The following is a 21,034-nucleotide window of genomic DNA, read 5'->3' on the forward strand; positions in this document are numbered from 1 at the left end:
GCGCTAGACGAGTCCGTGCCGGTGCGCGAAGGCGACGAGCTGCAGTCGGGACGCGAGACCGAGCTTGCCGAGGATGCTGGAGACGTGGCTCTTGACGGTCGACTCACTCAAGTGGGCCTGACCCGCGATCTCGGCGATGCTCCGACCCTGGGCGGCGGAGGCGAAGATCTCCCGCTCCTTGGCGGAGAGAGCGGCGAGCGCCTCCGGAGTCGCGGGCGCGACGGTGGACACGTAGTCGCGCAGCGGGGAGCGGTGGCCCGCGCCGGCGATGATCGTGCGGCCGGCGGCGACGGCGCGGACCGTGCCGAGCAGCAGCTCGGTGGAGGCGTCCTTCATGAGGAAGCCGACGGCGCCGGCGGCGAGAGCCTCGGCTATCGCACTGTCGTGCTGATGGGTCGTGAGGATGATCACCCGGGTGCGGTTGGCCGGCTCCTGCGTGATCCGGCGGGCGGCCGAGATGCCGTCGAGGACCGGCATCCGCACATCGAGGAGGAGGACGTCGGGTCTCGCGCCGAGCGCCAGGGCGACCGCGGCGGAGCCGGTGTAGGCCGCGCCTGCGAACTCCAGATCGGTCTCGGCGTCGATCAGCATCTGCAGCCCGGAGCAGAACAGCAGGTGGTCATCGGCGACCGCCACGCGGATCACGGCGCCACCTCGACGGGAGGCGCCGGCACCGAGGCGGTGACGACGAAGCTCTCGCCGTCCTGCGACTCCTCGGCGGTCAACCACCCGCCCGCGAGCTCGGCACGCTCCTTCATCCCCACGACTCCCCGACCCGACCCGATCGACGGCTCGCGGCCCGGCCGCCCGCGCGAGGTGACCTCGAGCAGGAGCGCGGAACCGCTCCAGAGCAGCCGGACGAGGGCGTTCGGCCGGTCGCCGCTGTGCCGCAGCGCATTGGTCAGCGCCTCCTGGACGATGCGGTAGACCGCCAGCTGCTGGCCGCCGGTGAGCGGGACTCGTGCCCCGGACTCCTCGATGTCGACGGCGAGACCGGCGGAGCGGAACCGCTCACCGAGCGCGGGGAGGCTCTCGAGCGTCGGCTGGTCGAGGACGACGGCGCCGGGCCCGATGGACTCGAGGAGCATCCGCACCTCCACGAGTGACGCGCGAGCGACGTCGGAGATCACTCCGAGGGACGTCTCGGCTCGCCCGGGGTCGACCCGGACGAGCGAAGCGGCTCCGTTCGCCTGGGCGAGGACGATCGACAGCGACTGCGCCATGATGTCGTGAACGTCGCGGGCGATGCGGGAGCGCTCGGAGATGAGGGTCAGCTCGCGGCCAGCGTCGTCGAGGCTCTGCTCGAGCGCGCGCCGCTCGACGAGCAGCTGCGCGCGCCCGCGGATCAGGCGGTGGAGGTGCCCTCCGGCCAGTCCGAGCACGACCAGGCCGACCGGCACTCCGGCCGCGAAGGGACCCTCCGCTCGGTAGGCGAGAGCGCCGGAGCCGACGAGGAGCAGAGCGGAGAGCACGACTCCGGCCCGCGACGGAGGACGGGCGCCCGTGCGGACGGCGGCGTAGACGAGGCCGGTGACGAGCGATCCCATGCCGCTGGAAGCCGTGTCCGGCAGGAGGACCGCGCACACGGCCAGGGCTGCGGACGCCCCGACGGCGACCCACGGTGCTGAGGAACAGGCGGCCACGACTGCGGTGACGAGCAGGACGAGCGCGGCGCGGCCCGATCCGCCGTCGCCACCGATGCGCCCCGCCTCCGCCGACAGCCAGAACCCGCCGAAGGCCGCCGCGACGAGGAGGTCGAGCCAGGGGCGGGCACGACGGAGGAGAGCGGGCATGCCCCGACGCTAACGGCTGCCCCGAGCCGCCCGTCGTGCGCACGGAGCCTTTTCGTCCGAACGGACGAGAGGGAGTGGCTGTTCGTCCGGCGCCCGCGATCGGTGCAGGGAATTCACTGGAGAGGCGCCGCAGTCGAGCGCCCCGACTCTGGAGGTCACCACCATGACGCACGTTCCGCCGTCACCGTCCCGACGCCCGCAGCAGCCGACCGGAGGGCGACCCGCTCGTCATCAGGGTCGCGTGCCCGCCGCGTGGTCGGCACTCCTCCTCGTCCTCCTGGCGGGGTGCTCCCAGAGCGCCTTCGGCGCATCCGCCCCCCGGGACCCGTCAGCGCACGCGGTGCTCGACCGGGACACCGGTGAGATCGTCTTGCCGCTGGGCGAGTACGACTTCTACGACTCCGAGTCGACGATGGATCTGGCGAACCACGCCACCGACATCGCCCTCGCGACCTGCATGACCGCCGCGGGATCCGTCTACTCCGCGGTCTCGATCGAGGAGACGCCCGAGTCGAGGATCGGGGACAGGACCTACGGCCTCTGGAACGAGGACCAGGCGCTCCTGCACGGATTCGGATCGGCGCCCTCGCCGGTCGATGCGGCGATCGATGCCGACCGCGCGGCGGGGGGCGAGGCGTGGGACGCGGCGTACGAGGACTGCGCGACGCGGCCGGACGCGGAGCTCACCGCGCTCCTCCCCGACAACGGCGAGCTCACCGAGTCGCTCGTGCCCCGACTCCGGACGGCCGCCTACAACTCGGCCTCCGCCGACCCGGCCTGGCAGGCCGCTCGCGAGTCGTGGTGGCAGTGCCTCCGCGAGGCCGGACTCGACCCGCGCACCGGTTCGGGCGACTGGACGTCGCGCCAGGGAGTCGAGGTCGCCGAGGCCCGCAGTCCGGCGGGCGGTTCCGCGAGCGAGGAGGAGATCCGCGTCGCGTCGACTGAGGCGCGGTGCAACAGCGAGACCGGGCTGGCACAGACCCTCGGCGATCTGGAGGCCTCGTACCAGGCCCCGCTGATCACCGCGAACCGGGCGGCGCTGGACGAGCTGAAGGCCGAGAACGCCGAGCGCCTCGCCGGCCTCCGCGACTACCTCGCCCGCAGGGGCTGAGCCGCGGCCCGGAGTCGCGTCGCCGCCTCCGCACGAGCAGGTGGCGGCGCGGCGTCAGCCGCCGGCGAACGGCGGCAGCACGTCGACCGCCGCGCCGTCGGTGAGCGGAGTCGCGCGATCGGTCGTCGACACACCTCCGACGAGGTAGGTGCACCGCGCCAGCACCTCGGCCGCACTCGGCGCGGATTCGACCAGCCGCGCCTCGAGCGCACCCAGATCAGCCACGCCGTCGAACTCGTCGCCGGCGCGCCCCAGAGCGGCCTTCGCCGCGGCGAAGTAGCGGACGCGCACGCTCATCCGCCGATCGCGCTCATCGTGCGCTCGGGCTGCACGAAGCCCACGCGGTTCATCTCGTGGCCGGCCGGCTTGCCCCACATCGCGCCGCGCCAGAGCTGGGCGACCTCGTGGTCGTCGGCACCCGCGCGCATCGGGGAGAGCAGGTCGGTCTCGTCGTTCGAGAACAGGCAGCTGCGCACTCCGCCCTCCGCCGTCAGGCGCGTGCGACGGCAGTCTCCGCAGAACGGCTCGGTGACGGAGGCGATGATGCCCACCTGACCGAGGACCGGCCCTTCGAGGACACCGGTCTCGTGCACGTCGAACAGCTCGGCGGGGGCTCCGTCGCGCGGGGCGGCGTGCGGGGTGAGGGTGAAGCGCTCCGAGAGGATCTCGCGGATCCCGGCGGCGGTGATCATCGTCTCGCGGTCCCAGCCGTGGTCGGCGTCGAGGGCCATCTGCTCGATGAAGCGCAGCTGGTGACCGCCGGCGAGCGCCCACGCGAGCAGCTCGGGCGCCTCCTTGTCGTTGATGCCGGGGAGGAGCACGGCGTTGATCTTCGTCTGGGCGAGTCCCGCGGGGCCCAGGGCGTCGATGCCGGCGAGCACGCGGTCGAGGAACGGGCGCCGGGTGACCTTCGCGAAGGTCTCGGCGCAGATGGAGTCGAGCGAGACGTTGACGCGGTTCAGGCCGGCCGCGGCGAGCGCCTCCGCTCGACCCGAGAGGCCGATCGCGTTGGTGGTCAGCGAGATCTCGGGGCGGGGCTCGAGCGCGGCGACGTCGCGGATGATGTCGACGAGATCCTTCCGCAGCAGCGGCTCCCCGCCGGTGAAGCGGATCTGCCGCACGCCGAACTGCTCGACCGCGATGCGCGCGAGCCGCACGATCTCGTCGCGGGTGAGCAGTGACGCGGGCGGGAGGAAGGGCAGCCCCTCGGCCGGCATGCAGTAGGTGCAGCGCAGATTGCACTTGTCGGTGAGGGAGATGCGCAGGTCGTCGGCGACCCGTCCGTAGGTGTCGAGGAGGAGCGGAGTCGCGGGGCGCTCGGCCGGGAGCACGGAGCTCTGCTGCCGGGGCCGGATGCCGGGAATCCCGAGTGCTGTGCTCATCCGGACAGACTACGCGCCGGATCTGCGCGCGACCCGGCAGGATGGACTCCTCCCCGCCACTCGGCGCGGGCGAGCGACGGAGAGGACGCGATGACGTCGATCGACCTGCACGCCGCCCGGGTGCGCGCTCTGCTCTCCCCCCTCGCCGAGCGCGGTGCCCACGAGACGCTGCCGCTCGATCCCGCCGCCGTCGCCGCCGATCCCGGCGCCTACGACCGCCGCGTGCTCGCGCGCTCGGTCACCGCTCCCCTCGACCTGCCGCGCTTCGACAATTCGCAGATGGACGGCTACGCCGTGCACGCCACCGATCTCGACGCGGCCACCACCGGCAGTCCGGTCGTCCTGCCGGTCGTGGCCGCCATTCCCGCGGGCGACCGGGCGCCGCGCCTCGCGCCGGGCACCGCCGCTCCGATCATGACCGGCTCGCCTCTGCCCGTCGGCGCCGACGCCGTGGTGCCGATCGAGCGGGTCGACCCGCCGCGCTTCCCCGCGACCGGCTCCGAGGACGCGCGCGTCGCCTTCTCGGCACCCGTCATCGCCTCGACCTTCGTGCGCGCGCGTGGGAGCGATACCCGGAGCGGCGACCTGGCGCTGCCCGCCGGCACGACCCTCCGCGCCGCGCACTACGGCCTGCTCGCCTCCCTCGGCCTCACCGAGATCGAGGTGCTCCCCCGGATCCGCGTCCTCGTCGTGCCGACCGGGCACGAGATCCGCCCGGCCGGTGCACTGCTCGAGGACGCGCAGATCTACGACGCGAACGGCTCGCTGCTCGCCGAGGCCGTCCGCGAGGCGGGCGCGCTGCCGATCGTCGCGCCGTGCGGCAGCGACCGAGCGGAGGATCTCCTGGCGCTCCTGCACGAGCACGCGGCCCAGGCGGATCTCGCGATCACGGTCGGCGGAGTGAGCGCCGGCGCCTACGAGGTCGTGCGCGACGCGCTCGGGCCGGCCGGCTCCGAGTTCGGGCACGTCGCGATGCAGCCCGGCGGGCCGCAGGGACTCGGACTCGTGCGGATGACGGACGGCACCCACCTGCCGATCGTGTCGCTGCCCGGCAACCCGGTGAGCGCGCTGGTGTCGTTCGAGGTCTTCCTCCGCCCCGTGCTGCGCTCGCTCGCCGGGCGGTACCCGGCGGAGCGGCCCCGGCTGCGGGCCCGGCTCGGCACCCCGCTCGACTCCCCCGCGCACCTGCACCAGATCCGGCGCGGAACCCTCGACGACGAGGGCCTCGTGCACGCGGTCGGCGGGCCGAGCTCGCACCTGCTCGCGTCCTACGCGCGCTCCAACGTGCTCATCCACGTCCCCGTCGGGACGGAACGCGCAGCGACCGGCGACACGGTCGAGATCTGGAGGATCGATGACTGAGGTCTCAGACCACCTGACCCATGTCCGCGCCGACGGCGCCGTGCACATGGTCGATGTCGGCGGCAAGGAGGTGACCTCGCGCACCGCGGTCGCCGAGGGCTTCGTCGTCACGACGCCCGAGGTCGTGCGGCTGCTCGAGCAGGGCGAGCTGCCCAAGGGCGAGGCGCTGACAGTGGCGCGGATCGCCGGGATCATGGGCGCGAAGGCCACCTCGACGCTGATCCCGCTCTGCCACCCGCTCGCGCTGGACGGGGTCGACGTCGACCTCGAGCCGGGCGGTGACCGGGTGCGGATCGAGGCGCGCGTGCGCACCAGCGGGCGCACCGGGGTCGAGATGGAGGCGCTCACCGCCGTCACCGTCGCGGCGCTGACCGTCTACGACATGCTCAAGGCCGTCGATCGGAGCGCCGTCATCACCGACATCCGCGTGCTCGCCAAGGCTGGCGGGCGCACCGGCTCGTGGAGCGCGCAGTGACGCGGCGGGCGGTCGCGGTCGTCGCGTCGACGCGCGCCGCCTCCGGCGTGTACGAGGACCGCACGGGGCCGGCGCTGCTCGCCTGGTTCGAGAGCCGGGGCTGGGAGGGGCGCGTGGTCGTGGTCGCCGACGGCGACGCGGTCGGCGAGGCGATCTCGGACGCGATCGGAGCGGGAGTCGACATCGTGGTCACGACCGGAGGCACGGGGGTCGCCCCGAGCGACGTCACACCCGAGCAGACCGCGCCGCTGATCGAGCGCGAGCTGCCCGGTCTCGCCGAGGCGATCCGCGCCCGGGGAGCCGCGCACGTCCCCACGGCGATCCTCAGCCGCGGCACGGCGGGAGTCGCGGGCACGAGCGTCGTCGTCAATCTGCCCGGCTCGCCCGGCGGTGTCCGCGACGGCATCGGCGTGCTCGACCCGGTCATCGGCCACCTGCTCGACCAGCTCGGAGGCGGCGATCATGCCCGCTGAGGCCGTCGCGCTCGCGCGCATCGCCCACGAGACCGTCACGGTCGACGAGTGCGAGCACGCCGTCGACTCCCCCGCGCACGGCGCGGTGGTCACCTTCGCCGGCATCGTCCGCGATCACGACGAGGGTCGCGGTGTGCTGCGCCTGCACTACGAGGCGCATCCGGAGGCGTCGGCGGCGCTGCTCGCGTCGGCGCAGCGGATCGCGGAGCGCTTCCCCGACGTGCGGATCGCGGCGGTGCACCGGGTCGGCGACCTGGTCGTCGGCGACCTGGCCCTGGCGTGCGCGGTCGCGTCCGCCCACCGGGCCGCGGCCTTCGAGGCGTGCGCGGCCCTGGTCGACGACATCAAGGCGTCCGTGCCGATCTGGAAGGAGCAGTCGTTCGTGGACGGCAGCTCGGAGTGGGTCGCGTCGCTCGGCTGAGCCGACTGGCGGATCCGCCAAGGCGGTACCGCGCGCGGACTCGGCGGGACAGCGCGGGGTAACACGGGTGTCACACGTCTGAGGTTGACTGGACGGGCACGCATCCGGCGGGCGCGGTCGAGAGGTGCGGCATGGACCTGAACACGATCCAGCGCGTCCGCGTCGTGCGCGACCGCGCCGATCTCGCGGCGATGGGGCCGCGCACCGCGGTCATCGGAGGCGGCTCCTGGGTCTTCTCCCTCCCCCACGATCACCTCGACGAGCTCCTCGACCTGCAGGGCTTCGGCTGGGAGCCGCTCCGCGCGACTCCCGAGGGCCTGTCGGTCGCCGCGACCTGCACCTTCACCGAGCTGGCCGCCGTGCCCGATCGCGGTCCGCTGTTCTTCCAGTGCTGCACGGCGCTTCTCGGCTCGTTCAAGATCTGGAACACGGCGACGGTCGGCGGCAACATCGCCAACGCCCTGCCCGCGGGGCCGATGATCGGCCTCGCCGCGGCCCTCGACGCCGAGGCGCTGATCTGGCGGGCCGACGGCTCCGACGCGCTGGTCCCCGTCGGCGAGCTGGTCACCGGGAACATGACGACGACGCTCGGGCACGGCGACGTGATCCGCTCGATCGAGTTCCCCGCTCGGGCCCTCGAGGCGCGCACCGCGTTCCGGAAGATCGCCCTGTCGCCGCTCGGGCGCAGCGGCGCCGTCGTCATCGGTCGGCTCGACCTCGACGGGGCGTTCCTCCTCTGCGTGACCGGTGCGACCGTGCGGCCCGAGGTGCTGCGGTTCGCCGCGATCCCCTCGGCCGACGAGCTCGCCGCGGGCGTCGACGCGATCGCGACCTGGTTCACGGATCCGCACGGCGCCGCCGACTGGCGGCACGCCGTCGTGCGGGTGCTGGCCGACGAGATCCGGCACGAGCTCGGAGGGAGCGGCGCATGAGGTTCACCGTCAACGGCGAGGCGGTCGACGCGACCCCGCAGCCCGGCCAGGTGCTGCGGACGCTGCTCCGCGACCACGAGCACTTCGAGGTCAAGAAGGGCTGCGACGCGGGCGACTGCGGCGCCTGCTCGGTGCTCGTCGACGGCACACCGTTCCACTCCTGCATCTACCCCGCCCACCGGGTCGAGGGCCGCGAGGTCACGACCGCCGCCGGGCTCGGCACCGCCCAGGAGCCGAGCGCCGTCCAGCAGGCGTTCGTCGATCTCGGCGCGTTCCAGTGCGGCTTCTGCACGGCGGGCATGGTCGTGACGGCCACGGCGATCGAGGGGGCGCGTGCTGAAGACGTGCCGCGCCTGATGAAGGGCAACCTCTGCCGCTGCACGGGCTACCGCGCCATCCGCGAGGCGGTGACCGGTGGGCACTCCTGCGGAGACTCCTGCGAGCACCCGAGCGGTCTCAGCCCCGTGCGCCGCACCGGCCGCCCGACCGCCGACGAGTCCCGCGTCGGCCGCTCCCTCGGCGCCCCCGCCGGGCGCCGGATCGTCTCGGGAGGCGAGCCCTACACGCTCGACGTCGCGGTGCCCGGGCTCCTGCACCTCAAGGTGCTGCAGAGCCCGCACGCCCACGCGCGCATCGTGTCGATGGACACCCACGCGGCCGCCGCCATCCCCGGCGTGATCGCGGTGCTGACCGCCTCCGACGTGCCCGATCTGCTCTACTCGACCGCCCGTCACGAGTCGCGGCTCGACGACCCCGACGACACGCGGATGCTCGACACCGTCGTGCGGTTCCGCGGGCAGCGCGTCGCCGTCGTCGTGGCGGAGTCGGTCGCGCAGGCCGAGATCGCCTGCCGCGCGATCGAGGTCGAGTACGAGGTGCTGCCGGCCGTCTTCGACCCCGAGGAGGCGCGCTCGCCGGGCGCGCCCCTCCTGCACGGCGAGAAGGACCCGATCGCCTCGCGCATCGCGAAGCCCGGCTCGAACGTGGTGGCCGAGCTGCACGGCGAGTACGGCGACGTCGCGCAGGGTCTCGCCGAGGCCGACGTGGTCGTCGAGGGTCGCTGGCAGACCTCCCGCGTCGCTCACACGGCACTCGAGACGCACGGCACGATCGGCTGGCTCGAGGGCGACGAGCTGGTGCTGCGCACCTCGACGCAGGTGCCCTTCCTCGTCCGCGACGAGATCGCTCGGATCTTCGACCGGGCGCCCGAGAGCGTCCGCGTCTTCACCGCGCGGGTCGGCGGCGGGTTCGGCGGCAAGCAGGAGATCCTCACCGAGGACGTCGTCGCCCTGGCCGTGCTCGCGACCGGGCGGCCCGTGCAGTACGAGTTCACCCGCACCGACGAGTTCACGATGGCGCCGTGCCGTCACCCGATGCGGGTCGATGTGCGGCTGGGCGCCACCCGCGACGGACGCCTGACGGCGATGACGGTCGACGTGCTGTCCGACACCGGCGCCTACGGCAACCACGGGCCCGGCGTGATGTTCCACGGCACCTCGGAGTCGGTCGCGACCTACAACGCGCCCCACAAGCGCGTCGACGCCCAGGCCGTCTACACGAACAACCTGCCCTCCGGCGCCTTCCGCGGCTACGGGCTCGGGCAGGTGATCTTCGGCATCGAGTCGGCGATGGACCAGCTCGCCGTCGAGCTGGGCATCGAACCGTTCGAGCTGCGCCGGATCAACGCGGTCCGCCCCGGCGATCCGCTCGTCGTGACGCACGTGGAGGGCGACGACATCGGCTTCGCCTCGTACGGGCTCGACCAGTGCCTCGACCTGACCGAGGCGGCGCTCGTGCGCGGCCGGGCGGACGCCGTCCCCGAGGGGCCCGACTGGCGGATCGGCGAGGGCATGGCGGTGGCGATGATCGCCACGATCCCCCCGCGCGGTCACTTCTCGGAGGCGACGGTCGCGGTCGACGCCGACGGTCTCCTCACGATCGGGGTCGGCACCGCCGAGTTCGGCAACGGGACGACCACCGTGCACACCCAGCTCGTCGCGAGCGCGTTCGGCGCCTCGGCCGACCGGGTGCGCATCCGGCAGTCCGACACCGCCGCCGCTCGCTACGACACGGGCGCCTTCGGCAGCGCGGGCACCGTGGTCGCCGGCAAGGCGGTCTACGGAGCGGCGGTGCGGCTCCTCGCCGATCTCCGCTCGCTCGCGAAGCGGATCACCGGGATCGAGGGCGGCGAGTTCGAGCCCGACGACGAGGGCCTGCTCGCGACGGACGGCACACGGGTCACCTTCGACGAGCTGGCGCGCGCCGCCGGTGGACCGATCACCGCGACGGGGACCGAGGACGGCGCCCAGCGCTCCCTCGCGTTCAACGTGCAGGGCTTCCGCGTGGCTGTGCGGGAGTCGACCGGCGAGGTCCGCATCCTGCAGTCGGTGCAGGCCGCGGATGCGGGCTTCGTCATCAACCCGGAGCAGTGCCGGGGCCAGGTCGAGGGCGGAGTCGCGCAGGCGATCGGCTCGGCGCTCTACGAGGAGGTCATCCTCGACGGCGCGGGGACGGTCACGACCGCGATCCTCCGGAACTACCACATCCCGCAGATGGCCGACCTGCCGAGCACCGAGGTGCTCTTCGCCGACACGGCCGACGACCTCGGTCCGTTCGGCGCCAAGTCGATGAGCGAGGCGCCCTACAACCCGGTCGCCCCGGCCCTCGCCAACGCCGTCCGCGACGCCATCGGCGTGCGCCCCCACGAGCTGCCGCTGTCGCGCGACCGCGTGTGGCGGATCCTGCACCCCGACGCGGCCCCCGTGCGCACCGTCGCGGCGGAGGCCCCGCAGGGCTGAGCGGGAAGTCAGCGTCGGTAGCGCCCCCATGCTGGTCGAGTAGCCCCGCAGGGGCGTATCGAGACCCACGAGCGTCAACAGATCGGGCCTCGGAACCGGACTCCTGAAGCTGGTGGATCTCGATACGCCCGCTGCGCGGGCTACTCGATCAGCATGCCTGGGCTGAATGCGCCAGCTCCGCGGGCTACTCGATCAGCGAGGGGGGACTCACACCCGCGACGCGAGCTCCGCGCTCGCGCGGGCGACCTCGCGGGCGATCGCGTCCTCGTCGGCGTTGACGAGGCGACCCTCCGTCACGGTGGACCGCCCGTTGACGAGCAGCAGCGTCAGCGGAGGCTGCGATCCGAGCGCCAGCGCCGCTACGGGATCCGCGATGCCCGCGTGCTCGATCCCGTCGACCTTCCAGAGCGCGAGATCCGCCAGCTTGCCGACCTCGATCGAGCCGATCTCGTCCTGACGGCCGAGCACTCGCGCGCCTCCGATCGTCGCGACCGAGAGCGCCTGACGAGCGCTCATCCGGTCGGCCCCGGCGCGCAGCCGGTTCATCAGGACCGCCTCGCGGATCTCGATGCCGAGCTGCCCCGACTCGTTCGAGGCCGAGCCGTCGACCCCCAGCCCCACCGGGACCCCGGCCGCCAGCAGCTGCGGGACGGGCGCGATGCCCGCGGCGAGCCGGCCGTTCGAGGACGGGCAGTGCGCGACTCCGGTGCCCGTGGCCGCGAACTTCGCGATCGCGTCGTCGTCGAGGTGCACGCAGTGCGCCATCCAGACGTCGTCGCCGAGCCAGCCGAGCGACTCGAGGTAGTCGGTGGGCGACATGCCGAACGCCTCGCGCGTGTAGGCGTCCTCCTCGATCGTCTCGGATCCGTGGGTGTGCAGGCGCACGCCGAGCTGCCGGGCGAGCACCGCCGACTCGCGGAGCAGATCCGGAGTGACCGAGAACGGCGAGCACGGCGCGATCGCGACCCGCACCATCGAGTCGAACGAGTCGTCGTGGTAGCGCTCGACGGCGGCGCCGCTCGCCTCCAGGGCCGCCGCGGTCGTCTCGACGGCGAAGTCCGGCGGCAGGCCGCCCTGCGACTCGCCGAGGTCCATCGAGCCGCGGGTCGCGTGCAGGCGGAGCCCCAGCGTCGAGGCCGCATCGACGATCCCGCCGACGATGTCGCCCGATCCGCGCGGGAACACGTAGTGGTGGTCGCCGACCGTCGTGCATCCGGAGCGGGCGAGGACGCCCATCGCACCCAGCGACGCCGAGCGGGTCAGGTCGGCGTCGATCCGCGACCAGGCGGGGTACAGCGCGACGAGCCAGTCGAAGAGGATCGAGTCCTGCGCCCAGCCGCGGGTGAGCCACTGGTAGAGGTGGTGGTGCGTGTTGATCAATCCCGGCGTGAGGAGGTGACCGCGGCCGTCGACGCGGGTGATCGAGACCGGCTCCTGCGCGGGCAGTCCGGTCGGCGCGCGGCCGTCGAGCGCCCAGGCGGGAGGAGCACCCGCGCCGACCGCGGTGATCCTGCGGTCGTCGACCACGACGTGCCCGCCCGCGTGCTCGGTGCCCGCCGCATCGACGGTGGCGACGTGGGCTCCGGTGATGATGTGGCGCTGCATCCCCCGAGCTTGCCACCGCCGTGTTTCCCGTCGGTTTCGACGCGACCCCCGATCCGCCTCAGCGAGCCGCGTGGATGGGCCCGGGGAGGCCGGCGAGCGGGGAGCCGGAGGCGCCCGAGCGCACCGCGAGCACCTCGGCGAGGATCGAGACGGCCGTCTCCTCCGGGGTGGACGCGCCGATGTCGAGGCCGATCGGCGAGTGCAGGCGGGACAGCGCCTCCTCGGCGACCCCCGCCTCCCGCAGCAGCCCGAGCCGGCGCTCGTTCGTGCGCCGCGACCCCATCGCGCCGACGTAGGCGACCGGCAGGGTCAGCGCCAGCTCGAGCAGCGGGACGTCGAACTTCTCGTCGTGGGTGAGCACCGCGATCACGGTGCGCGCGTCGACCGCGGTGGCGGCGAGGTAGTCGGAGGGCCACTCCACGATCACCTCGTCGGCGGCGGGGAAGCGCTCGGCGGTGGCGAAGACCGGCCGGGCGTCGCAGACCGTCACGCGGTAGCCGAGCAGAGCGCCCGCGGCGCAGAGGGCGGCGGAGAAGTCGACGGCGCCGAAGACCAGCAGGCGCGGCTTCTCGGCGTGCACGATGTAGGTCACCTCGAGCTCGGTGCCCTGGCAGTCGATCTCGACGCTCTCGGAGCGACCGGACAGCATCCGCGCCGAGCGCTCGGCCAGGATCCGGTGCACCGCGTCCTCATCGAGGTGCGGCCCGAGCACGTCCTGCGCGCGGGTCGCGCCGGTGATCACCAGCCCGACGAGCTCCTGGGGACCGCCGACGATCATCGCCAGCCCGGCCGGTCGGCCCGCCCGGGCGGCGCGGAGCTCGGCGAGCACCGCACCCGAGGAGGCGTCGACGGCGTGCCCGAGCACCCGCAGCTGCCCACCGCACGAGAGCCCGGCCGCGAAGGCCGCCTCGTCGTCGAAGCCGAAGTGCTCGGAGGCGCTGCCGCCCGTGCCGAGCACCTCCTGAGCGAGGGCATAGGCCTGCGCCTCGACGCAGCCCCCCGAGATCGAGCCGATCGCCGCGCCCGCCGCGTCGACCGCCATCGACGAGCCGAGAGCGCGGGGCGCGGATCCGAAGACGTGGGTGACCGTGACGACCGCGAGGCGCTCGCCGGCCTCGACGCGCTCGAGGATCGGCACGGCGAGTTCGAGCACGGCGACCTCCTCGGTGCGGGTGGGAGGCGTCGCTGCCGGGGGCGCGGGCGAGCCGCCGAGGGGCGCTCACACGCAGGAAACATGCCGAGTATAGGGTCGATCCATGCCTTCCGACGCTCCCTCGCTCGACCTCGTGATCCGCTCCTCCGCTGTGCTGACCGAGCACGGCTGGCAGTCGGGCAGCGTCGCGATCGCCGAGGGACTGATCGTCGCCGTGGGCGCCGTCGACGCCCCGTGGCGGACGGCCGAGGAGGTCGTGCTGCCCGAGGGACAGGTGCTGATCCCGGGCGCGGTCGACACCCACGTGCACGTCAACGAGCCGGGCCGCACCGAGTGGGAGGGGTTCGCCTCGGCCACCAGGGCCGCCGCGGCAGGAGGCGTCACCACGATCATCGACATGCCGCTGAACTCGATTCCGCCGACGACCACCGTCGCGGGTCTCGAGGCCAAGCGCGCCGCCGCCGGCCCGCAGGCGCTGGTCGACGTCGGCTTCTGGGGCGGAGCGATCCCCGAGAACCTGGGCACCCTCCGCGAACTGCACGAGGCCGGGGTCTTCGGCTTCAAGTGCTTCCTCTCGCCGAGCGGGGTCGACGAGTTCCCGCACCTCAGCACCGACCAGCTGTTCGCGGCGATGCGCGAGATCGCCGCCTTCGACGGCCTGCTGATCGTGCACGCCGAGGACCCGGCCGAGCTCGAGTCGAGCGCCAACGACGGAGGCACCTCCTACGGCGCGTTCGTGGAGTCGCGGCCGCCCGCGTCCGAGAAGAGCGCGATCCTGCACGTGATCGAGGCGGTCCGCGAGACCGGCGGACGCGCGCACATCCTGCACCTCTCCTCCGCCGACGCGCTGCCGCTGCTGCGCGAGGCGAAGGCCGAGGGGCTGCGGATCACCGCGGAGACCTGCCCGCACTACCTCACCTTCGACGCCGGATCGATCCCCGACGGCGCCACCGAGTTCAAGTGCTGCCCGCCCATCCGCGACGAGCGCAACCGCGAGCTGCTCTGGAAGGGGCTGCTCGACGGCACGATCGACATCATCGCCTCCGACCACTCCCCCGCCACCGCCGAGCTGAAGTTCGCGCACGACGGCGACTTCGGTCTCGCCTGGGGCGGCATCTCGGGGCTCGAGCTGAGCTTCCGCGCGATCTGGACGGGGGCGCACGAGCGCGGGATCCCGCTCGAGCAGGTCGTCGCCTGGATGTCGACCGGCACCGCCGCCTTCGCCGGGCTCGGGCAGAAGGGGCTGCTGCGGGCGGGAGCCGACGCCGACCTCGTCGCCTTCGACCCCGCCGCCCAGGCGCGCGTCGACGTCGGCGCGCTCGCCCACAAGAACAAGGTGTCCGCGTACGACGGCCGCGTGCTCCGCGGTGCCGTCGCCGCCACGTGGGTCGGCGGAGTCGCGGTGACCGCGTCGACCGCGGCACCCGTCGGCCGCCTCCTCGACCGCCCCGCCCTCTGATCCGCCCTCGCGAGTCTCTGCTCGGGCGCAGGGCGCTGCGTGCTCGTCGCAGACGAAGCGGCCTCTCGCGGGGCGTGTTCCGGGCACGTTTCGAGCGTGTGAACTCACGCGGTTCGAGGCGCTCCGGCGGGCGGATCGCACAAGACTGGCGGGGCAGCGACGGCGGATTCAGCGCATCGGGAGGCGCGGACCCCGTGCCCGCCGCGGCATCCTGACAGACGGGCGCGCGGCGCCCACCACCACCCGGACAGGAGCGGACATGTCGATCATCCTCGGAGACCACCAGTACGGGAAGGCCGAGAACCGCGTCGTCCGGATCTACCGCGACAGCCCGCGACACGAGATCCACGACGTCAACGTGTCGACCGCCCTCCGCGGCGACTTCGAGGCGGCGCACCTCGAGGGCGACCAGTCGGCCGTCCTGCCGACGGACACGCAGAAGCAGACCGCCTACTCCTTCGCGAAGGAGAAGGGCCTGCGCTCGATCGAGGCCTACGGTCTCGAGCTCGCCCGGCACTTCGTCGACGGCTACGCGCCCGTGCACGGAGCCCGCATCGAGATCGAGGAGTTCGCGTGGGAGCGGGTCGTCGTCGACGGCGAGGAGCACGACCACACCTGGGTCCGCAAGGGCCAGGAGGTGCGCATCGCCTCGGTCACCGTCGAGGGCTCGGGCGACGAGCAGCAGGTGTGGGTCACCGGCGGCTTCAAGGATCTGACGATCCTCAAGTCGACCGGCTCCGAGTTCCACGGCTTCCTCACCGACCCCTACACCGTGCTCCAGCCGACGAACGATCGGGTGATGGCCACCTCCCTGGTCGCGAAGTGGCGCTTCGCCCTGACCGGGGAAGAGCTCGCCTCGACCGACTGGGAGGGTGTCTACGCCGGCATCAAGGCGCTGATGATCAGCCGCTTCGCGACCGTGCACTCGCTCGCCCTGCAGCAGACGCTGTTCGAGATGGGCAAGGCGGTACTGGAGGAGTACCCGCAGATCGTCGAGATCCGCCTGTCGGCGCCGAACAAGCACCACTTCCTCTACGACCTGTCGCCGTTCGGAGTCTCGAACGACAACGAGGTCTTCCACGCCGACGACCGCCCCTACGGCCTGATCCAGGCGAGCGTCACCCGCGACGACGCGCCCGACGCGGGCCCGGCCTGGTACGCCTACACGGGTCTGGTGTGAGCCGAGGCGTCCACCGCGGCCACGTCCTGCACCTCGCGGGGCGGCCCTCGCTCTCGGAGGCGGAGGCGGCGCTGGTGTCGATCCCGGACGGCGCCCTCGTCGTGGACGACGCCGGCACGATCGCCTGGGTGGGCGCGCACCGCTCGCTGCCGCGCGAGTACGGCGACTGGCCGGTGACGGGCGACGCGTCCGCGTTCCTCCTGCCCGGCTTCGTCGACACGCACGTGCACTTCCCGCAGACCTGGACGACCGACGCTTTCGGCGGCGGCCAGCTGCTCGAGTGGCTCGACACCGCGGTGTTCCCGGCGGAGGCGCGCCTCGCCGACGAGAACGTCGCCGCCCGCATCGCCCGCGCCTTCACGCGTCGACGGGTGCAGGCCGGGACGACGGCGGCGATGGTCTTCGGCTCGGCGTTCCCGCACGCGCAGGACGCGCTGTTCGAGGCCAGCCTGGCGGCGGGGCTGCGCACGGTCTCGGGGCGCGGCATCCAGACCGTCGGTCCCGCCTCCGCCGCACCGCTGCTCACCACCGAGAAGGAGGCGCTCGCGCTCGTCGCCGACGAGATCGAGCGCTGGCACGCGGTCGACACCCAGGACGCCGCGACGGCGCTCCTCCAGGTCGCGATCGTGCCGCGCTTCTCGCTCTCGGTCACCCCGACCACACTCGCCGGGCTCGGCGAGCTGTACGACTCCGTCCGCAGCCGCGGCGTGTACGTGCACAGCCACCTCAACGAGAACGACCGGCCGGGCGACGGCGAGATAGCCGCGGTGCGCGAGCTCTACGGCACGAAGAGCTATCTCGACACGTACGACGGGCTGTTCCTGCCCGGCTCCGCGCGGGGCGGCTCCTCACTCCTCGGCCGGCGCACGATCCTCGCGCACGCGGTGCACTGCCAGGACGACGAGCTGCACCGGATGGCCGAGACCGGCACCTCGATCGCGCACTGCCCGACGTCGCAGCAGTTCCTCGGCTCGGGGACGATGCCCTGGCGGCGGACCGTCGCCTCCGGAGTGACCGTCGCGCTCGGCAGCGACGTCGGGGCCGGCGACGAGTGGCTTCTGTCGCGGGTGGCGAACGACACGTTCAAGGTGCACCTGTCCGAGGCGGGCGACGCGGCGGTCGCGCTGCACCCGGCCGAGCTGCTGTTCACGGCGACGCTGGCGGGCGCGCGCGCCCTCGACATGGAGGAGCGCTTCGGCAACTTCGACCTCGGCAAGGACGCGGACTTCGTCCGCATCGAGCCGGACCGCTGGGAGCCGCTGGCCGAGGTGCTCGCCCACGGCGTGCGGGCCGACGACGAGGCGCGGGCGACGGCGCAGCTGCTGTTCGCGCTGCTGATGGGGCTGCGCGAGCCGGCGATCGCGGCGGTGCACGTGCGGGGGCGGCGGGTCGCGGCTCCGGAGTAGCGGGGCGTGCGGTCTGCAGGCGCCACCGCCACCCGTCCTCCGCCGGATTCGCCGCAGCCCTGGGCTCACCGTCTCGCGCCCGCTACCGTCGGGGCATGCGCATCGCCCCCGCGTCCGTCCTCGCTGCCGCACTGCTCGCCGTCGGGCTCACCGGGTGTGCGACCGCGGCGCCGAGCGGAGCAGCACAGCCGGCCTCCTCCGCGCCGACTCCCGGCCAGTGGGTCGGTGCCGCCGTCGACGTCTGGTTCGAGAACGACTCCGCTCGGATCTGCGGCCACGACATCGATCCCGGATTCACCATGGGCCTCCCGCCCTGCGATGAAGGACTCGCCGTCACCGGCATCACCGCAGCCGACCTCCGCGCTCGGCTGATGGCACAGGGCATGACCGTCCGCACCGAGGACGGCGTCGACGTCGTCCCCGCCTTCGTCGTCGGCACCCTCTCCGGCCGGATGTTCCAGCTCGAGAGCCTCGACTACGAACGGTACGCACCGTCCACCTCGACTCCGACGCCGGATCCGGCTCCGAGCTTCGCGACCGACGAGGAGAAGCTCGCGTACATGAGCGCGCAGCCCTTCCCCCAGCCGGCGGGCTGCACCGCGCCCGCGGGCGGCTGGAAGTCGATGTCGGCGCTCGGCACCGGAGCCGCGGCCGAGTACCAGCGCGCGCACCCCGACGTGCTCCTCGGCAACGGCCAGACCTTCGTCGCCGATGACACCGCGATCGTTCTCCTCGCCGTCGCCGCCGATGCCGATCCGGAGCAGGTCGCCGCCGATCTCGCCGGCGCCTTCCCCGACGCGCTGTGCGTCCGGCAGTCCGCGCTCACCGCCGCCGACCTGCGCGAGGTCGAGGACGATCCGGCCTTCGCCCCCTCCGACACCGTCCTCTCCTCGGGCCTCTGGCAGCCGACCGACGGCTTCAGCGACGATCCCGAGCCGGTCTTCACCGTCCTCACGACCGTGCTGACCGACGAGCTGGTCGACCGCGCGGCGGAGTACCCGGACGGTCTCGTCGACCTCGTCCCCTGGTTCGAGCCCGTCACCGCCCGCTAGCGCAGCTGGAGCGCCAAGAAGAGGTCCGCGCGGTCCGAGGTGTCCGACAGGTCGCGCTGCGTGAGCTCCTCGACCCGCGCGATGCGGTAGCGGACCGTGTTGAGGTGCAGGTGCGTCTGCTCCGCGGTGCGCACCCACGAGCCTCCGCACTCGAGGAACGCCGCGAGCGTGGCGACGAGCTGCGAGTTGTAGCGCGCGTCGTGCTCGACGAGCCGGCCCAGCACGAGCTCGATGAAGACGGTGCGCAGGTGGTCGGGCACCGCGGTCAGCAGCTGCACGGCCGAGGTGACCTCGCCCGAGTCGCTGATGCGCACGGCCGAGGTGTCCCCCGGCGCCCCCGGCAGCAGCATGCCGTAGCGCGCCGAGCGCAGCGCCCCGCCGAGAGCCGATGACGCCGTCGCCGCACTCGTGCCGACCCGGAGGACCGGCCCGTCGAGCCCGGCACCCGCGCGCCGCAGCGCCGAGGTGACGACGGCGAGCGGATCCGCTCCGATCGGGATCTCGCTCGAGCCGTCGATCGGCACGATCGCCACGACGCAGCCCTGGGCGTCCCGCCCGACGACGGCGCGGCCGAGGTGCGAGGCGGCGTCGGTCAGCAGCCAGCGCGCGAGATCGGAGGAGGCGTCCTCCTCGAATCCCGCCGCCACCACCGCGCAGCGACCCGCGCCCGCGAGTCCGAGCTGTCGGAGGTAGACGGCCGTCTCGGGCTGCTCGCTGTCCTCCTCGATCAGCTCGAGCAGGCGGTCGGCGAGGGCGGAGTCGGCGAGCATCGCGGAGTCGCGCTGCAACCGGTAGAGGCCGACCACGCCGGTCAGCTCGGTCACCGCATCGAGCAGCGAGGGGTGCCACTCGTTCCAGTCGCCGGCGACGACGACGAACCACGACGTCGCCCGGTGCTCGTCGGCTCCGGCGACGACGAAGACCGAGAGCACGCCGCCGTGGGCGTCGGGTACGGTCACCGGGTTCCGGCGCGCGGTGAGACCGGCGCGCACGACGCGCTCGATCTCGGTCAGGCCGAGCGGCTCGGCGGAGGCGGCGAGGCGGCCGGTCGCGGTCAGCACGCGCACGGGGCGGCCGAGCTCGGTCGAGGTGCGGGTGATCAGCTCGTCGAGCAGCTGCCCCCGGTAGACCTCGGTGAGCAGCTCCCGCTGGCGCGCGAGGCCCGCGGTCAGCCGCGCGACGCGGTCACCGGCGAGCGTGTTCGAGAGGTGCGCGGTGATCGAGGCGAACGACACGTCGGCCGGCACCGCGAACAGCGCGACTCCGTGCGCGCGGCAGGCGGCGATCACGTCGTCGGGCACGAAGCCGTAGAGGCCCTCGCCGGCCAGCAGCGCGACGGCGCCCGAGGCCGCGACGGCCGAGACGAAGGTCTCGCTGTCCTCCGGGGTCCGGCGCCAGACCAGGCCGGTGAGCACGAGCTGGTCGCGCGCGAGGTAGCGCCGCGGATCGAGCAGATCGGTCGTGAACGTCCAGTTGACCGGTCGCGCGAGCGCCTCCGGGGTGGTGTAGACGGCGCGGATCCGGAGCTGGGGGGCGTCGAGGACGTCCTGGAGCTGCACGCTCAGCTCCCCCGGTACGTCGAGTAGGCGAACGGGCTGAGCAGCAGCGGGATGTGGAAGTGCGCCTCGACGTCGTCGAGCCGGAACGCGACCACGACCTCCGGGTAGAACGCGTCGGCACCGAAGTAGGCCCCGGTGTCGAACACGACGCGGTAGACGCCCGCGGGAAGCGCCTCCGGACCGAAGACCCCGACCCGACCGTCGGCGTCGGTCCGCGCCGTGGCGACGGGCGACCAGCCGGAGTCGGTGCGCGCCTCGAGCGCGACCGGCACTCCGCTCGCGGGGCGGCCGAGCACGGCGTCGAGCACGTGCGTCGTGACGTGGCTGGCGTGCGCGCTCACGGGCGCACCTCCGCCACGATCGCGCCGGTCTCCGGGCCGAGCGCCCTGACCCGCAGCACGGTGATCTCGCGCAGCTGGTCGGCGACGATCCCGCGCTCCGTCTCGTCGTCGAGGCCGAGTCGGCGCTCGAGCTCGGCGACGATCTCGGCGCGGTCGCGGCCGGCGGCGCGGATGAGGAAGACGCGGTCGAAGCGCTCCTCGTAGGCCCGGTTGCCCGCCAGCAGACGCTCGGCGAGCACCTCGTCACTCGAGCGGCTCGACGCCTGCTCGGCGGCGGCGAACTCGGAGGAGCGCCCGGCGCCGGCGTGCTTCTCTCCGATCCTGGGGTGGTCGGCGAGTGCGGCCTCGATCTCCTCGGCGGTGAGCGAGCGCGCGACGCGGTCGGCGGCGGCCGCGAGGGCGTCGGTCGAGGCGTACGGGGCGCCGTCGGCGACCTCGTCGACCCAGCGGGGAACGGCGAGGCAGGCGGTCAGGGCATCGCGGAGGACGTCGGGTGCGGTCATGGGGTCTCCTCGTCGAACGGCGGGTGGGG

Annotated in this window: 20 protein-coding genes; 11 read left to right on the forward strand and 9 right to left on the reverse strand. The window is 73.5% G+C overall.

All coding sequences use genetic code 11. From position 1 onward, the window contains the following. Nucleotides 1-3: 3 nt before the first annotated feature. Both GRS92_RS05350 and GRS92_RS05355 read right to left on the reverse strand, forming a co-directional pair. Nucleotides 4-645 carry a response regulator transcription factor gene (locus GRS92_RS05350; protein ID WP_159853992.1) on the reverse strand — a complete coding sequence of 214 codons (642 nt, stop codon included), beginning with the start codon at nt 643-645 and terminating at the stop codon, nt 4-6. Then, nucleotides 642-1,793, reverse strand: a complete 1,152-nt coding sequence (locus GRS92_RS05355) for a sensor histidine kinase (RefSeq protein ID WP_159853994.1) — start codon at nt 1,791-1,793, stop codon at nt 642-644. Before GRS92_RS05355 ends, GRS92_RS05350 begins: the two co-directional genes overlap by 4 nt. Nucleotides 1,794-2,034: 241 nt before the next feature. On the opposite strand from GRS92_RS05355, the gene GRS92_RS05360 reads away from it, so the two are divergent. Next, the gene (locus tag GRS92_RS05360) at nt 2,035-2,904 is read left to right on the forward strand and encodes a hypothetical protein (RefSeq protein ID WP_159853996.1); all 870 of its coding nucleotides are present in this window, start codon (nt 2,035-2,037) and stop codon (nt 2,902-2,904) included. A 54-nt stretch (nt 2,905-2,958) separates the two neighbouring features. On the opposite strand, the gene GRS92_RS05365 is transcribed toward GRS92_RS05360, so the two are convergent. Both GRS92_RS05365 and moaA read right to left on the reverse strand, forming a co-directional pair. After that, nucleotides 2,959-3,201: a MoaD/ThiS family protein gene (locus GRS92_RS05365; protein WP_159853998.1), complete on the reverse strand. Its 243-nt coding sequence runs from the start codon at nt 3,199-3,201 to the stop codon at nt 2,959-2,961. Continuing rightward, nucleotides 3,198-4,286 carry a GTP 3',8-cyclase MoaA gene (moaA, locus tag GRS92_RS05370; protein WP_159854000.1) on the reverse strand — a complete coding sequence of 363 codons (1,089 nt, stop codon included), beginning with the start codon at nt 4,284-4,286 and terminating at the stop codon, nt 3,198-3,200. Before moaA ends, GRS92_RS05365 begins: the two co-directional genes overlap by 4 nt. A 90-nt stretch (nt 4,287-4,376) precedes the next feature. Between moaA and GRS92_RS05375 the strand changes: the two genes are divergently transcribed. The 6 genes from GRS92_RS05375 (at nt 4,377) to GRS92_RS05400 (ending at nt 10,747) form a co-directional block, all read left to right on the forward strand. Then, on the forward strand, nt 4,377-5,648 hold the full coding sequence (locus GRS92_RS05375; protein ID WP_159854001.1) for a molybdopterin molybdotransferase MoeA: 1,272 nt from the start codon (nt 4,377-4,379) through the stop codon (nt 5,646-5,648). Continuing rightward, on the forward strand, nt 5,641-6,123 hold the full coding sequence (gene moaC, locus GRS92_RS05380; protein ID WP_159854002.1) for a cyclic pyranopterin monophosphate synthase MoaC: 483 nt from the start codon (nt 5,641-5,643) through the stop codon (nt 6,121-6,123). Before GRS92_RS05375 ends, moaC begins: the two co-directional genes overlap by 8 nt. Continuing rightward, on the forward strand, nt 6,120-6,596 hold the full coding sequence (locus GRS92_RS05385; protein ID WP_159854003.1) for a MogA/MoaB family molybdenum cofactor biosynthesis protein: 477 nt from the start codon (nt 6,120-6,122) through the stop codon (nt 6,594-6,596). Before moaC ends, GRS92_RS05385 begins: the two co-directional genes overlap by 4 nt. Next, nucleotides 6,586-7,017: a molybdenum cofactor biosynthesis protein MoaE gene (locus GRS92_RS05390; RefSeq protein WP_159854004.1), complete on the forward strand. Its 432-nt coding sequence runs from the start codon at nt 6,586-6,588 to the stop codon at nt 7,015-7,017. The genes GRS92_RS05385 and GRS92_RS05390 overlap by 11 nt, the downstream gene beginning before the upstream one ends. Before the next feature lie 131 nt (nt 7,018-7,148). Beyond that, entirely contained in the window at nt 7,149-7,949 is an 801-nt protein-coding gene (locus GRS92_RS05395; RefSeq protein ID WP_159854005.1) for an FAD binding domain-containing protein, read from the forward strand. Beyond that, nucleotides 7,946-10,747 (forward strand): molybdopterin-dependent oxidoreductase, encoded by a 2,802-nt coding sequence (locus tag GRS92_RS05400; RefSeq protein WP_159854006.1) that lies wholly within the window; start codon nt 7,946-7,948, stop codon nt 10,745-10,747. Before GRS92_RS05395 ends, GRS92_RS05400 begins: the two co-directional genes overlap by 4 nt. Nucleotides 10,748-10,954: 207 nt before the next feature. Here GRS92_RS05400 and GRS92_RS05405 read toward each other — a convergent pair whose 3' ends face one another. Together GRS92_RS05405 and GRS92_RS05410 are read right to left on the reverse strand one after the other, a co-directional pair. Next, nucleotides 10,955-12,352, reverse strand: a complete 1,398-nt coding sequence (locus GRS92_RS05405; RefSeq protein WP_159854007.1) for an 8-oxoguanine deaminase — start codon at nt 12,350-12,352, stop codon at nt 10,955-10,957. A 58-nt stretch (nt 12,353-12,410) separates the two neighbouring features. Then, on the reverse strand, nt 12,411-13,505 hold the full coding sequence (locus GRS92_RS05410) for an XdhC family protein (protein ID WP_159854008.1): 1,095 nt from the start codon (nt 13,503-13,505) through the stop codon (nt 12,411-12,413). Nucleotides 13,506-13,608: 103 nt separating this feature from the next. On the opposite strand from GRS92_RS05410, the gene allB reads away from it, so the two are divergent. From allB to GRS92_RS05430, 4 genes are all read left to right on the forward strand, one after another. Beyond that, complete coding sequence (gene allB / locus GRS92_RS05415; protein ID WP_159854009.1) at nt 13,609-14,964, forward strand: allantoinase AllB; 1,356 nt, start codon at nt 13,609-13,611, stop codon at nt 14,962-14,964. A gap of 259 nt (nt 14,965-15,223) precedes the next feature. Beyond that, complete coding sequence (gene pucL / locus GRS92_RS05420) at nt 15,224-16,144, forward strand: factor-independent urate hydroxylase (RefSeq protein WP_159854010.1); 921 nt, start codon at nt 15,224-15,226, stop codon at nt 16,142-16,144. Next, nucleotides 16,141-17,550, forward strand: coding sequence for an amidohydrolase family protein (locus GRS92_RS05425; protein WP_159854011.1), 1,410 nt, complete (start codon nt 16,141-16,143; stop codon nt 17,548-17,550). Before pucL ends, GRS92_RS05425 begins: the two co-directional genes overlap by 4 nt. A gap of 95 nt (nt 17,551-17,645) precedes the next feature. After that, a complete protein-coding gene (locus tag GRS92_RS05430) occupies nt 17,646-18,602 on the forward strand; it encodes a hypothetical protein (RefSeq protein WP_159854013.1) in 957 nt (318 codons plus the stop codon). Here the strand turns inward: GRS92_RS05430 and GRS92_RS05435 are convergent. Genes GRS92_RS05435 through uraD form a run of 3 tightly spaced genes read right to left on the reverse strand, consistent with a single transcriptional unit; the run spans nt 18,599 to nt 21,005 of the window. Further along, the gene (locus tag GRS92_RS05435; protein ID WP_159854015.1) at nt 18,599-20,161 is read right to left on the reverse strand and encodes a helix-turn-helix domain-containing protein; all 1,563 of its coding nucleotides are present in this window, start codon (nt 20,159-20,161) and stop codon (nt 18,599-18,601) included. The two genes, GRS92_RS05430 and GRS92_RS05435, sit on opposite strands and share 4 nt — an antisense overlap. Before the next feature lie 2 nt (nt 20,162-20,163). Further along, entirely contained in the window at nt 20,164-20,502 is a 339-nt protein-coding gene (gene uraH / locus GRS92_RS05440) for a hydroxyisourate hydrolase (protein ID WP_159854017.1), read from the reverse strand. Further along, nucleotides 20,499-21,005: a 2-oxo-4-hydroxy-4-carboxy-5-ureidoimidazoline decarboxylase gene (gene uraD / locus GRS92_RS05445; RefSeq protein ID WP_159854019.1), complete on the reverse strand. Its 507-nt coding sequence runs from the start codon at nt 21,003-21,005 to the stop codon at nt 20,499-20,501. Before uraD ends, uraH begins: the two co-directional genes overlap by 4 nt. Between the last annotated feature and the right edge of the window lie 29 nt (nt 21,006-21,034).

This window comes from Rathayibacter sp. VKM Ac-2754, from assembly GCF_009807095.1.
Lineage (GTDB): Bacteria > Actinomycetota > Actinomycetes > Actinomycetales > Microbacteriaceae > Rathayibacter.